The sequence below is a fragment of the Streptomyces sp. enrichment culture genome, from assembly GCF_964272855.1.
Lineage (GTDB): Bacteria > Actinomycetota > Actinomycetes > Streptomycetales > Streptomycetaceae > Streptomyces.
The window spans coordinates 6,310,038-6,323,801 of sequence record NZ_OZ186847.1 but is presented as its reverse complement, the minus strand read 5'-3'; the positions used below and the strand labels follow the sequence as shown (position 1 = coordinate 6,323,801).

Genomic DNA, 13,764 nt, shown 5'->3' with positions numbered 1-13,764 from the left:
GAAGCCCGGATGGCGAAGAAGTCGAAGAAGCAGCAGTCCGGCGGCACTCCGGCGACGGTGGCGTTGACGGCGGCGGGCGTGGAGTACACGGTCCACGTCTACGACCACGACCCCTCCCACCCGTCGTACGGCGAGGAGGCGGCCGAGGCGATGGGCGTCTCCCCCGAGCGGGTCTTCAAGACGCTGGTCGCCGACGTCGACGGCAGCCTCACCGTGGCGGTGGTGCCGGTCGCGGGGCAGCTCGACCTGAAGGCCCTCGCGGCAGCGGTCGGCGGCAAGCGCGCGGCCATGGCCGACCCCGCCCTCGCGGAACGCACCACCGGCTACGTCCGGGGCGGCATCTCCCCCCTGGGCCAGCGCAAGAAGCTCCCGACGGTCCTGGACGCGTCGGCCTCGTTCCACACCACGATCTGCGTCTCGGCCGGCCGCCGTGGCCTGGAGGTGGAACTGTCCCCCACGGACCTGACAAAGCTCACGGACGCGGTGGTGGCCCCGATCGGCCGGACCTGACGCCTACCCCAGGCCAAGCCCCGGCACCTCGCCGCGCCGCCGAGAGCTTGGGGGAGGGTGGGCGCGGGCGGCACCCCGTCGCGCCGGGTCGCGCAACACTCCGCCCCAGCGAAAACGCCGGGCCCAGCTCAGCCCTGCCCTGCGGCAGCCCCCTTCGGCCCGTACCCGTACGGCACCTCCGGGTCCCGGGGCCCGAACAGCGCCGTGAGTCCGAGGTGCACCAGCAACCCGGCGAAGGACCACGTCAGCAGCACCCCCTTCGCGCCCAGCTTCACCGGCGCGGAGAACGTCACCCCCCGCCCGGCCGCCTTCGCGTGCGCCAGCACGTCCTGTGACGGTCCGAGCCACACGCCGACCCGCCACGCCACCAGCGATCCGAGCAGTCCGCCGACGCCCAGCGCCAGCACCAGCGGCACTCCGCCGCGCCGCCGCAGCAGGAACACCACCACGCCGGTCAGCACACCGAACGCCAAGGCCAGCAGGGTGAACGTTCCGTCGACGCCGACCGCCTGCTCGCCCTCGGTGTCCTTGACGTACACGACCCAGCTGCCGTCGATCACTTCCCCGACCAGCGGCACCCGGGGCGCCAGCCAGTTCCACAGCACCCCGAGCAGCACCCCGGCGAGCGCCGCCGCCACCGTGATCACCGCGGCGTCCCGCACTTCTTCGGTCTTCATCCCGGGGCCGTCCTGTCCCTGCCCTCCGTGGGCTCCGTACGCCACTGCCCCGTACCCGGCGCCGACGGCACCCGAGGGCGGCCACTGGCCGTGCGAGGAGTGTTCGTGCGGCGGCGGAGGCGGAGTCAACGGTGCTGTCACCCTGACATCGTGCCAGGCCCGTCCACCGGGCGCGTCACCGGACGGCGGCCCGCCGATACGCCCAGGTGGCGACGGCCAGCGAGATCACTCCGACCCCCGCGCACACCGCGAGGTCCACCGCGACGACGGCCCAGTCCGGGTCGGCCGCGAAGGTCCGCGCGTAGGCCTCCACCCCGTAGGTGGACGGCAGCAGGTCCCGCGCCAGCCGGATGATCTCCGGCATCCGCTCCGGCGGCAGCACTCCGAGCAGCAGCGCCGCCGACATGCCCAGCTGCCCGAGCAGGGTGGCCAGCTCCGGCCGCGGCGCGAGCAGCCCGCATGCCGCGCCGAGCCCGGCGAGTGCCGCTCCGGCGAGCGGGACGACGGCGAAGAGGATCCACAGATGGGTCAGCGGCAGCCCGAAGAGGAGGCAGCCGAAGACGGCGGTCACGAAGGTGCCGGGCACGGTGAACGAGGCGTACGCCCCGGCCGCCCCGAGCACCACCGCCGCGGGCGGCACCGGCAGGGTGGCGTAGTGGTCGAGCCCGCCGGTGGCGCGCAGCTGCCCGAAGTACTGCGCGAGCAGGTTCAGCGCGACGAAGGCGACGACCACGACGGAGGACCCGGCGACGACGGAGTGCGCCTCGCCGCCGCCGTCCACCACTCCCCGCATCATGATCATGATGCCGATGGACTGGAAGGTGGCCACGAACAGCAGCGGGATCCGCGCCACCCGCGCCCGGGACAGCTGGGCCCGGTACACGGCGGCGAGCGCCGGCCACAGCCGGGCCGGCGGCGCCAGCTCGGCGGCCGGACGGTCCGCCCCGTCCCCGGCCACGGCACCGCCCGGCAGAACCTCTGCGGGTACGACACTCACGTCGTGCTGCTCCTCTTCCCTGCGGCGGTGGCCCTGTTCCGTACGGACGCGGTGGCCGGGCTGCTCATGCCTTCACCAGTCCCTGCCGCGCGGCCCCGCCGAGCGCCATGTACACGTCCTCCAGGCTCGGCGTGGTCAGCGTGAAGTCGTCCAGCGCGGCGAAGGCCGCCCCGCCGGTGACGGTGGAGACGACCGCGCGGGCCTCCTCGGGGGCCAGCCGGAGCGTCCAGCGCCGTCCGGCCTGCTCGGCCCGGTCCTTGAGCGCGGCGACCTCCGGCACGTCCAGCGGTGCCCGCTCCCGCCACACCAGGTCGACCCGCACCTCGCCGGCGACCTGCTCCTTGAGCCCGGCGGGGGTGTCGCAGGCGATCACCCGGCCCTCGTCGAGCACGGCGACCCGGTCGAGGACGGTCTCCGCCTCGATGACGTTGTGGGTGACGAGGACGACGGTGGTGCCCCGCTCGGCGCGCCGCCGGTCGACGGCGGACCACACCGCCCGGCGCGCCACGGGGTCCATCGCGGTGGTCGGCTCGTCGAGCACCAGCAGCGGCCGCTCCCCCACCAGCGCGGCGGCGAAGCAGGCCAGCCGCCGCTGCCCGCCGGACAGCTTGCGCAGCGGCCGCCCGGCGATCGGCGCGAGCCCGAGTTCGTCGAGGACGGCGTCCCGCTCGGCCCGCGCCCGGCGCACGTCCAGCCCGCGCAGCCGCCCGGTGGTCTCGGCGGCGAGGGAGACGGTCAGGTCGTCGAGGGCGGTGGACTCCTGGCCGAGGTAGGCGAGGATGCGGGAGGCGCGCTCGGGGTGACGGACGATGTCGTGGCCGAGGATCTCGACGCGGCCGCTGTCGGGCCGCATCAGGCCGGTGAGCTGGCGTACGAGGGTGGACTTGCCGGCGCCGTTCGGTCCGAGCAGCCCGAAGATCTCACCGCGCCGCACGTCCAGCCGTACGTCGTCGGTGGCGCGCACCTCGGGGGTGCCCGGAGTGCCGCGCCGTCCCCGCGTCGCGGGGTACGTCTTGGTCAGTCCGCGCACCGCGCACACGACCTCATCGCTGTCCCCGAAGGCCTGTCCCGCGCGCGTACTCACAAGGGACGAGACTACGGGGTGCCGGACCGGCAGCCGAGCCCGGGGCGCCGTCCGCGCCCAAAAACCACCGTTACCGATAAATCCGCCGCGTTCCGCAGGGCCGTCCCGGGCGCCGCTACTCGCCCGCCGGCGCGTGTTCCACGCCCGTGCGGCCGTCGACCTCGCGCCAGAACCCGGCCCGGATCGCGTACCGGTCGTGCTCGTCGATCTGGTCGTCCTTGTGGGCCAGCAGCCCGAACCGGGCGGCGTAGCGCAGCAGCTCGCCGTCGATGCGGTGCGGGATGCGCGGGTACATGCCGGACAGCCGCTGCAGATGCCCGTGGTCGCCGAGCCGGGAGATCCAGCGCCTCGCGAAGACCTGCCCGACCTCGTACGGGTCGCCGCCGACGGTGGTGATGTCCTCCTCCCGGTCGGCCCACCGCTGCTCGGCGGTGGTCAGCTGGGCGAGGGTCGGCATGGAGACGGCCTCGGGCGGCTCGGTGGTGACGCCGGGCCGGTCCACCCACCCCTTGTCGGAGGACCAGCGCAGGGTCGCGGTGGCGGGATGCCGGTCCGCGGGCTGGGCGCCGTGCGCGCGCAGCGCGGCCAGGTCCTTCGGCGTCGGCACGCCCTTGGACGCCGGCACCCGCTCCTCCGCGCCGTTCTGCGCGGCGGCGGGCGCCGGGTGCGGGGGTTCCTCGGTGGTGCGTTCCGCCGCGCCGAGCGCCGACTCGGGCAGCGGCGCGGACAGGATCGCGGCGATCTCCGGGCGCGGCACGGGCGGCGGCGCGCAGACTCCGCCCAGTTCCTTCGCGCGTACCGCCTTGGTGATCCACGTGCGGTCCAGCACACGCCGCTCGTCGGCCTCGGCGACCAGGTCCTCGGACTGGTTGTAGTCGCCGTCGGCGGCCTGCACGGCCCACAGGTGGACGGCGACGCCGTGCTCCTTGGCCGCCATCATGCCGGGCAGCAGATCGCCGTCCCCGGTCACCAGCACCACGTCCGAACAGGCCCGGTTGCGGGCGAGTTCGGTCAGTTCGGCGTGCATGGCGGCGTCCACGCCCTTCTGGGCCCAGCGGCCGTCGCTGCGGGTGAGCGCGCCCAGCCGGACGGTGACCCGGGGCATCACCCGCAGCCGGCGGTGCTCGGGTTGCGGGACGCGGTCGGGGGCGCCGTCGAACCAGTAGATGCGCAGCAGCGGCTGCTGGGTGTCCGACTCGGCTCGTTCTCGCAGGCCCTGGATGAGGGCGGTGTGGTCGACGGTGATCCGGGACCTCGACGGCTCTCCGGCGAGGAGGCTGGCGGCGGCCCCCAGCAGATACCCGGCGTCCACCAGGACGATGCAGCGGTCCACGCGACTCACCCTCTTCCCGGGAGGTTTGCTTCGGGCTTCCTTCGAGTCTGCCCGACCGCGCGAGGGTTAACGGCCCGAACTCGATCTTCGGCGTGGCGTTTATGCGAATCGGCTCGCGGCCGCGCCCCTGGCGCACGCCGACAAGCCCTGTTACAGACGGTAATTGTCCGACATGCGCTGCGTGTCGGCGTATGTGAATCTGAACGCGGCCCTGGCCCCTAGATCCCCCAAGGGAGGCAGATCACCATGGCCAAGAACAAGAACCGTGACCGTAAGCAGCCCCAGTCCGAGCGCGGGCGGCAGCAGGCCCAGCAGAGCACGATCGAGCCGCAGGCCGAGCAGGACGCCCAGCAGATGAGCCCCGGCGACTTCGCCCACAAGGGCCGGCAGAAGCGCTTCGGCCACAACTGACATCCGTGTGACGGGCGTTGAGGCCCGGACACAGACCGAGGGGCGCATCCCGGCCGGGATGCGCCCCTCGTGGTGAGTGCGGTCAGCCCGCGAGGCAGGACGGCCCGAGCAGCACCTTCAGGTCGCCGAAGAGCGCCGGATCCGGCTTCACCCGGTGCCGGTCCAGGCGCAGCACGGTCGTCTTGGTCGGGCCCTGGAGCCTGATCCGCACCTCGCTGTCGCCCTTGTGGTGGGTGAGGATCTCACCGAGGCGGCTGACCATGGGCGGGGTGACCCGGGTGGCCGGGATGGTGAGCACCACGGGCGCGTTGGTGCCGGCGTTGGACAGGTCGGGGACCATCAGCTCCATGGCGACCAGCCGGGGCACGTCCTCCCGCTTGTCGAGGCGGCCCTTGACGAACACCACGGCGTCCTCGACGAGTTGGGTCGAGACCAGCTGGTAGGTCGCCGGGAAGAACATGCACTCGATGGAACCGGCCAGGTCCTCGACGGTGGCGATCGCCCAGGCGTTGCCCTGCTTGGTCATCTTGCGCTGGAGGCCCGAGATGATGCCGCCGATGGTGACGACCGCGCCGTCCGCGTGCTCACCGCCGGTGAGCTGGGCGATGCCCGCGTCCGCCTTGTCGGACAGCACGTGCTCCAGACCGAAGAGCGGGTGGTCGGAGACGTACAGGCCGAGCATCTCCCGCTCCTGGGCGAGCAGATACGTCTTGTCCCACTCGTCGGTGGAGAACTCCACGTCGAGCCCGAAGCCGGGTTCGCTGCTGTCCTCCTCGCCCATGCCGCCGAAGAGGTCGAACTGGCCCTCGGCCTCCTTGCGCTTGACCGCGACCACGTTGTCGATCATCGGCTCGTACTGCGCGGTCAGACCCTTGCGGGTGTGCCCCATGGAGTCGAAGGCGCCGGCCTTGATCAGCGATTCCGTGGTCCGCTTGTTGCAGACGACCGCGTCCACCTTGTCGAGGTAGTCCGGGAAGGAGGAGTACTTCCCCTTCGCCTTGCGGCACTTGATGATCGACTCGACGACGTTGGTGCCGACGTTGCGGACGGCGGACAGGCCGAAGAGGATCACGTCGTCGCCCTGGGCGGCGAAGTTGGCCTCCGACTCGTTCACGTTCGGCGGCAGCACCCGGATGCCCATGCGGCGGCACTCGTTGAGGTAGACCGCCGACTTGTCCTTGTCGTCCTTGACCGAGGTGAGCAGCGCCGCCATGTACTCGGCGGGGTGGTTCGCCTTGAGGTAGGCGGTCCAGTACGAGACCAGGCCGTACGCGGCGGAGTGGGCCTTGTTGAACGCGTAGCCGGCGAACGGGACCAGCACGTCCCAGAGCGCCTGGATGGCCTCGTCGCTGTAGCCGTTCTTGCGGGCGCCGGCCTGGAAGATGACGAAGTTCTTCTCCAGTTCCTCCGGCTTCTTCTTGCCCATCACGCGGCGGAGGATGTCGGCCTCGCCGAGCGAGTAGCCCGCGATGATCTGGGCGGCCTTCTGCACCTGCTCCTGGTAGACGATCAGGCCGTAGGTGACGTCCAGGACCTCCTTGAGCGGCTCCTCCAGCTCGGGGTGGATCGGCGTGATCTCCTGCTGGCCGTTCTTGCGCAGCGCGTAGTTCGTGTGGGAGTTCATGCCCATCGGGCCCGGGCGGTACAGGGCCGACACGGCGGAGATGTCTTCGAAGTTGTCCGGCTTCATCAGCCGGAGCAGCGAGCGCATCGGGCCGCCGTCGAACTGGAACACGCCGAGGGTGTCGCCGCGCTGGAGCAGGTCGAAGGTCGTGGGGTCGTCGAGCGGGAGGCTGAGGAGATCGATGTCGATCCCCTTGTTGGCCTTCACCATCTTGACGGCGTCGTCCATGATCGTGAGGTTGCGCAGGCCCAGGAAGTCCATCTTCAGCAGGCCGAGCGACTCACAGCTCGGGTAGTCCCACTGCGTGATGGTGACGCCGTCGGTGTGCCTCACCCAGACCGGGACGTGCTCGGTGATGGTCTCGCTGGACATGATCACGCCGGCCGCGTGCACACCCATCTGCCGGACCAGGCCCTCCACACCGCGCGCGGTGTCGATGACCTTCTTCACGTCCGGCTCGTTCTCGTACATCGACCGGACCTCGCCCGCCTCCGAGTAGCGGGGGTGGTTCGGGTCGGTGATGCCGGACAGCGGGATGCCCTTGCCGAGGACGTCGGCGGGCATGGCCTTGGTGATGCGGTCGCCCATCGCGTACGGGTAGCCGAGCACGCGCGCGGAGTCCTTGATCGCGTTCTTGGCCTTGATGGTGCCGTACGTGCCGATCATGGCGACCTTGTCGGCGCCGTATTTCTCCGTCACGTACCTGATCACCTCGACGCGCCTGCGCTCGTCGAAGTCGATGTCGACATCGGGCATCGAGATGCGCTCGGGGTTGAGGAACCGCTCGAAGATCAGGCCGTGCGGGATCGGGTCGAGGTCGGTGATGCCGAGGGCGTAGGCGACGATCGAGCCGGCCGCGGAGCCCCGGCCGGGGCCGACGGCGATGCCCTGCTTCTTCGCCCACATGATGAAGTCGGCGACGACGAGGAAGTAGCCCGGGAAGCCCATCGAGATGATCGTGTCCATCTCGTACTCGACCTGCTTCATGCGGTCGTCCGGGATGCCGTCCGGGAAGCGGCGCTGCATGCCGCGCATGGTCTCCTCGCGGAACCAGCTGACCTCGGTGTAGCCCTCGGGGATGTCGAACTTGGGCATGAGGTCGCGCTTCTCGAACATGCCGGTGGTGTCCACCATCTCGGCGACGAGGAGCGTGTTGGCGCAGCCCTCCTGCCAGGCGTCCGAGGAGTCGATGGCGTACATCTCCTCCGTGGACTTCAGGTAGTAGCCGGTGCCGTCGAACTTGAAGCGGTCCGGGTCGGAGAGGTTCTTGCCGGTCTGGATGCACAGCAGGGCGTCGTGCGCGCCCGCCTCGTGCGCGTACGTGTAGTGCGAGTCGTTGGTGACCAGCGGGGGGATGCCGAGCTTCCGGCCGATCTCCAGCAGGCCGTCGCGGACCCGGTGCTCGATGTCGATGCCGTGGTCCATCAGCTCCAGGAAGTAACGGTCCTTGCCGAAGATGTCCTGGTAGTCGGCGGCGGCCTTGAGGGCCTCGTCGAACTGTCCGAGCCGCAGCCGGGTCTGCACCTCGCCCGAGGGGCAGCCGGTGGAGGCGACGATCCCCTCGGACCACTTGGAGATCGTCTCCTTGTCCATCCGGGGCCACTTCTGGAGCCAGCCCTCGGCGTAGGCGTCGGAGGAGAGGCGGAAGAGGTTGTGCAGCCCCGTCCGGTTCACGGCCCACATCGTCTTGTGGGTGTAACCGCCGGAACCGGAGACGTCGTCCCGCTTCTGGTGCGGCTGGCCCCACTGGATCTTGCGCTTGTTGCGCCGGGACTCGGGGGCGACATACGCCTCGATCCCGATGATCGGGGTGATTCCGGCCTTCTTCGCGGAGTGGAAGAAGTCATACGCGCCGTGCAGGTTGCCGTGGTCGGACATGGCGATATGGGTCATGCCCATCTCGTTGCACGCGTTGAACATGTCCTTCAGCCGCGCGGCACCGTCCAGCAGCGAGTACTGGGTGTGGACGTGCAGGTGCGTGAACGGCGGCTTGGACACGGCTGCGGCCTCCTGGGGAAACGCGGGTCGACGGGGGCCCGACAGGCTGCGGACAGTCTGGGGGACAGCGTCGAAGTCTATGCCTCGGGACTGACAACCCGCGGGCACTCACGCGTACCGTCGGACGTTGGAAGGTGACGGACACCGTGTCCGAATCCTGTCCGATTCCCGTCCGCACAGGTCACGCACCATCCGTACCAGGAGGCACCCAGCGATGTCGTTCCCGCAGCTCAGCGACGAGCACCGCGGCGAGGAGATCCTTGCCGTCCTCGACACCGCCTTCGGCGAGCTCCTGGCCGCCGACCCGGCCGCGTTCCGGGTGAAGTTCCGGAAGATGGCCGCGTCCGCGTTCGCCTTCTACCGGGGCACGGCGGCGCTCTTCTACCACGACCTGGACGAGGAGAAGCGGGGCGGTCCGTACCTGGACGAGCGCACCTCCCGGGTGTGGATCCACGGTGATCTCCACGCCGAGAACTTCGGCACGTACATGGACTCGACCGGCCGCCTGATCTTCAACGTCAACGACTTCGACGAGGCCTACGTCGGCCCCTTCACCTGGGACCTCAAGCGCTTCTCCGCCTCGATCGCGCTGATCGGGTACGCCAAGGCGCTCAGCGACGAGCAGATCACCGAGCTGGTGCGGACCTACGCGGCGGCGTACCGCGAGCGCATCCACGCCCTGGCCACCGGCGCCAAGAGCGACGAGGTGCCGCCGTTCACCCTGGACACCGCCGACGGCCCGCTGCTGGACGCGCTGCGCGACGCCCGCTCGCTGACCCGGTTCGGGCTGCTGGACTCGATGACCGAGATCCGCGACTTCGAGCGCCGCTTCGCGCCCGGCGGCGGCGCCGTCGAGCTGGACGCGGCCACCCGCTACAAGGTGCTGGCCGCCTTCGACGGCTACCTGGAGACGCTGCCGGAGACCTCCCTGGCCCGCCCGGACTCCTACCGCGTGAAGGACGTCGTCGGCCGCCGCGGCATCGGCATCGGCTCGGCGGGCCTGCCGTCGTACAACATCCTGCTGGAGGGCCACAGCGACGCCCTGGAGAACGACGTCGTGATCTACATCAAGCAGGCCCAGACCCCGGCCGTCTCCCGGCACATCACGGACCCGTCGATCCGCGAGTACTTCCGGCACGAGGGCCACCGCACGGTGATCTCCCAGCGCGCCCTGCAGGCGCACGCCGACCCGTGGCTGGGCTGGACCGAGCTGGACGGCGCGGGCCAGCTGGTCGCCGAGGTCTCGCCGTACGCGGTCGACCTGGACTGGGGCGACATCGACGACCCGGAGGAGATCGCGGCGGTCGTCGCCGACCTGGGCCGGGCCACGGCCACCATGCACGCGGCCGCGGACGACGAGAGCGGCCACTCGGACCTGGTGCCGTTCTCCACCGAGCGGGCCATCGACGCGGCCCTCGCGGCCGACGAGGAGAGCTTCGCGCCGCTCCTGGTGGACTTCGCGCACGGCTACGGGGCACGCGCGCGTGCCGACCACCAGATCTTCCTCGACCTGTTCCGCAACGGCCGGATCCCCGGCCTGTAGCACCGGTCCGCCCGGCTCCCTCACAGGAACCTTTTAGGGGTCCCTTACGGGAGCCCATGACACACTCTCCAGACGATGGACATATCCGGGACCCAGCTCAGAGCCGTACGCGCGGCGCTGTTCACGGCGATCGTCGTGACGCTCAGCACCGCGTCACACGTGCTGCTCTCCGGCGTCCCGCTGCCCGTGGGGACGGTGGCGGCGATCGCCGCCGCCGTGTTCCTGATCGCGTACGCGCTGGCCGGCCGGGAACGCGGCTTCGGCCGGATCGCGGCGCTGCTGATCCCGCTGGAGCTGGCCGCGGACACCGTCTTCACCGCCGGCCAGCACGCCTGCTACGGCCGCGCGGGCGGCCCGGTCGCCGGTCCGCTGCGCTCGGTCGGCCTGGACGTGCTGTGCGCCGGCGAGGTGGGCGGCCCGCTGACCCGGATGGCCGGGACGACCGGCACCGACCGGGTCGCCGCGCTGCTCGCCGACGCCCACCCGGAGACCGCCTGGCTGCTGCTGGGCGCGCATGTCGGCGTGGGTCTGCTGGCGGCGGCGTGGCTGCGCCGCGGCGAGCGGGCGCTGGCCCAGGTGCTGCACGCGATGACCGCGACCACGTTCCGGCCGCTGCTGCTGGCGGCCGCCGCGGTGGCGGCCCGGCCGGCCCCGGCGGTCCGCCGGCTGCCGCGCCCCGCGCACCGCACCGCCCCCGTCCGTGACCTGCTCCTCGCGCACTCCCTGGGACGGCGTGGACCGCCGTGCTCGGCCACCGTCGCTCTCGCCGCCTGAGCGAAGCGACACATCCGAACACGAGCAGTCCTTCGTCCGTATCCGCGCACACCGGTGCGCGACCTTCAGGGAGAACACGAACATGAGCAAGCGGAACAGCCAGGCGGCGAAGACGGCGGCCCGGGAGCGGCTGCGCCAGGAGCGCGAGCGGCAGGCCAAGCGGGAGAAGACCAGGCGGCAGCTGATCGTCGCCGGGTCCATGGTCGCGGTACTGGCGCTGGCCGGCGGCATCGGCTACGCAGTCGTGCAGACCAACCAGCCCTCGGCGTGGGAGGCGGCCGCCGACGCCAAGGTCGTCGCCCCGGCCAACACCTCCGGCAAGAACGGCACCACGATCCTCGTCGGCGACTCCAAGACCGACAACGTCGTCCACCTCTACGAGGACCCGCGCTGCCCGGCCTGCGCCTCCTTCGAGCAGACCATCGGCGAGACCGTCAACAAGGGCATGGAGGACGGCGACTACAAGCTCTCCTTCACCCTCGGCACCTTCCTCGACGGCAACCTCGGCGGCGAGGGCTCCAAGAACGCGCTGAGCGCGCTGGGCGCCGCGCTGAACGTGAGCACCGACGCGTTCCTCGACTACAAGGCCGCGCTGTACTCGGCGGAGTACCACCCCGCGGAGACCACCGACGAGCTCGCCGAGGACGACTACCTGATCAAGGTGGCGAACACGGTCGACGCGCTGAAGGGCAACAAGAAGTTCCAGGACGCGGTCGAGAAGGGCACCTACGACGCCTGGGCGATGAAGATGAGCGACTCCTTCGACAGCACGGAGGACGTCAAGTCGACCCCGACCATCAAGATCAACGACAAGGTCATCACCAACCCCGAGACCGTCGACCAGTGGAAGGCGGCGCTCAAGGACGCGGGCGTCACCAAGTAGCGCCGGATACAAGTGCGGGCGAACTCTTGATCGGTTCGCCCGCTCTTCATGTCCGTTGCCTTACCAAGCCCCTTACCGATCAGTAATCTGATCGGCCGTGACCAGTCGTAACAGATCCCACACCGCCGCCAACCCGCCCGCCCCGCGCCGCCGTACGGTCGTCAAGGCCGCCGCGGCCGGGGCCGTTCTCGCGGCCCCGCTGGCCGTCCCCGCCCCGGCGCTCGCCGCCGAGGCCCCCGCCTTCCTGCACGGCGTCGCCTCCGGCGACCCGCTGCCGGACGGCATCCTGCTCTGGACCCGGGTGACGCCCACCCCGGAGGCCGTCCCCGGCTCGGGGCTCGGCCCCGATGTCGAGGTGCGCTGGACCGTCGCCCTGGACAAGGCGTTCACGAACGTCGTCGCCAAGGGCTCCGTCACCGCCACCGCCGCCTCCGACCACACCGTCAAGGCCGACGTACGCGGCCTCGCGCCCGCCACCGACTACTGGTTCCGCTTCTCGGCCGGCGCCACCGACTCCCCCGCCGCCCGCACCCGCACCGCCCCGGCCGCCTCCGCCGCGGTCGCGAACCTGCGCTTCGGCGTGGTCTCGTGCGCCAACTGGGAGGCCGGGTACTTCTCCGCGTACCGCCATCTCGCCGGCCGCGGCGACCTGGACGCCTGGCTGCACCTCGGCGACTACATCTACGAGTACGGCACCGGCGAGTACGGCACGCGCGGCACGGTCGTCCGGCCGCACGTCCCCGCCCACGAGATACTGACGCTCGCCGACTACCGTGCCCGGCACGGCCGCTACAAGACCGACCCGGACCTCCAGGCGCTGCACGCCGTGGCCCCGGTCGTCGCCATCTGGGACGACCACGAGATCGCCAACGACACCTGGTCCGGCGGCTCCGAGAACCACACCGAGGGCGCCGAGGGCACCTGGGCGGCGCGCCAGGCCGCCGCCAAGCGGGCCTACTTCGAGTGGATGCCGGTCCGCCCGGCGATCGCGGGCACCACCTACCGCCGGCTGCGCTTCGGCAAGCTCGTCGACCTCTCCCTGCTCGACCTGCGCTCCTTCCGTTCCCAGCAGGTGTCCGTGGGCGACGGCGAGGTCGACGACCCGGAGCGGACCCTCACCGGGCGGGCCCAACTGGACTGGCTGAAGGCGGGACTGACCTCCTCCGACACCACCTGGCGGCTGGTCGGCAACTCGGTGATGATCGCGCCGTTCGCCGTCGGCTCGCTCTCCGCCGACCTGCTGAAGCCGCTGGCGAAGCTGCTGGGCCTGCCGCAGGAGGGCCTCGCCATCAACCCCGACCAGTGGGACGGCTACACCGACGACCGCCGGGAACTGCTGGCCCATCTGCGGGCGAACGCCATCCGCAACACCGTCTTCCTCACCGGCGACATCCACATGGCGTGGGCCAACGACGTGCCGGTGAACGCCGGTACGTACCCGCTGTCGGCCTCGGCCGCCACGGAGTTCGTGGTCACCTCGGTCACCTCCGACAACCTCGACGACCTGGTGAAGGTGCCGGAGGGCACCGTCTCCGCGGTCGCCGCCCCGGTCATCCGGGCCGCCAACCGGCATGTCCACTGGGTCGACACCGACCGGCACGGCTACGGCGTCCTGGACATCACCGCCGACCGTGCGCAGATGGACTACTACGTCCTGTCCGACCGCACCGAGGCGGACGCGACCGCGTCCTGGGCCCGCTCGTACCGGACCCGCAGCGGCACGCAGAAGGTGGAGCGCACGTACGACCCGGTGTGACAGCCACGCCTGAGGGGTCATTTTCAGCCAAGAACAGCAGCACGGTGAGCTGTTAAGGCGAGATCACAACATCCTCCTCCTCGCTACGGCGGGTGGTGCGGACCATGGCTCGAATCCGGACACACCACCCGCCTGGTAACGGCCTTCGTTACGTCGAGATCTCAAACCTCGGAC

Annotated in this window: 11 protein-coding genes; 6 read left to right on the top strand and 5 right to left on the bottom strand. The window is 71.1% G+C overall.

Annotated elements, in window-relative coordinates; genetic code table 11:
- Positions 1–9 precede the first annotated feature (9 nt).
- On the top strand, positions 10–510 hold the full coding sequence (gene ybaK, locus ACSU6L_RS27940; protein WP_437061164.1) for a Cys-tRNA(Pro) deacylase: 501 nt from the start codon (positions 10–12) through the stop codon (positions 508–510).
- Between the two features lie 128 nt (positions 511–638).
- Here ybaK and ACSU6L_RS27935 read toward each other — a convergent pair whose 3' ends face one another.
- From ACSU6L_RS27935 to ACSU6L_RS27920, 4 genes are all read right to left on the bottom strand, one after another.
- Entirely contained in the window at positions 639–1,328 is a 690-nt protein-coding gene (locus ACSU6L_RS27935) for an AAA family ATPase (RefSeq protein WP_437061162.1), read from the bottom strand.
- A gap of 34 nt (positions 1,329–1,362) precedes the next feature.
- The gene (locus ACSU6L_RS27930) at positions 1,363–2,184 is read right to left on the bottom strand and encodes an ABC transporter permease (RefSeq protein WP_437061160.1); all 822 of its coding nucleotides are present in this window, start codon (positions 2,182–2,184) and stop codon (positions 1,363–1,365) included.
- Positions 2,185–2,248: 64 nt separating this feature from the next.
- Positions 2,249–3,223 carry an ABC transporter ATP-binding protein gene (locus ACSU6L_RS27925; RefSeq protein WP_437065086.1) on the bottom strand — a complete coding sequence of 325 codons (975 nt, stop codon included), beginning with the start codon at positions 3,221–3,223 and terminating at the stop codon, positions 2,249–2,251.
- Positions 3,224–3,383: 160 nt separating this feature from the next.
- The gene (locus ACSU6L_RS27920; protein WP_437061158.1) at positions 3,384–4,601 is read right to left on the bottom strand and encodes an NYN domain-containing protein; all 1,218 of its coding nucleotides are present in this window, start codon (positions 4,599–4,601) and stop codon (positions 3,384–3,386) included.
- 246 nt (positions 4,602–4,847) lie between these two features.
- Here ACSU6L_RS27920 and ACSU6L_RS27915 point away from each other — a divergent pair, with 246 nt between their 5' ends.
- A complete protein-coding gene (locus ACSU6L_RS27915) occupies positions 4,848–5,012 on the top strand; it encodes a hypothetical protein (RefSeq protein ID WP_437061156.1) in 165 nt (54 codons plus the stop codon).
- Positions 5,013–5,094: 82 nt separating this feature from the next.
- Here ACSU6L_RS27915 and dnaE read toward each other — a convergent pair whose 3' ends face one another.
- Complete coding sequence (dnaE, locus tag ACSU6L_RS27910; protein WP_437061154.1) at positions 5,095–8,634, bottom strand: DNA polymerase III subunit alpha; 3,540 nt, start codon at positions 8,632–8,634, stop codon at positions 5,095–5,097.
- A gap of 214 nt (positions 8,635–8,848) precedes the next feature.
- Between dnaE and ACSU6L_RS27905 the strand changes: the two genes are divergently transcribed.
- From ACSU6L_RS27905 to ACSU6L_RS27890, 4 genes are all read left to right on the top strand, one after another.
- Positions 8,849–10,177, top strand: coding sequence for a DUF2252 domain-containing protein (locus tag ACSU6L_RS27905; protein WP_437061152.1), 1,329 nt, complete (start codon positions 8,849–8,851; stop codon positions 10,175–10,177).
- 75 nt (positions 10,178–10,252) lie between these two features.
- Positions 10,253–10,951 (top strand): hypothetical protein, encoded by a 699-nt coding sequence (locus ACSU6L_RS27900; RefSeq protein ID WP_437061150.1) that lies wholly within the window; start codon positions 10,253–10,255, stop codon positions 10,949–10,951.
- Between the two features lie 82 nt (positions 10,952–11,033).
- On the top strand, positions 11,034–11,834 hold the full coding sequence (locus tag ACSU6L_RS27895) for a DsbA family protein (protein WP_437061148.1): 801 nt from the start codon (positions 11,034–11,036) through the stop codon (positions 11,832–11,834).
- Positions 11,835–11,931: 97 nt separating this feature from the next.
- Positions 11,932–13,590 (top strand): alkaline phosphatase D family protein, encoded by a 1,659-nt coding sequence (locus ACSU6L_RS27890; RefSeq protein ID WP_437061146.1) that lies wholly within the window; start codon positions 11,932–11,934, stop codon positions 13,588–13,590.
- Positions 13,591–13,764: the final 174 nt, after the last annotated feature.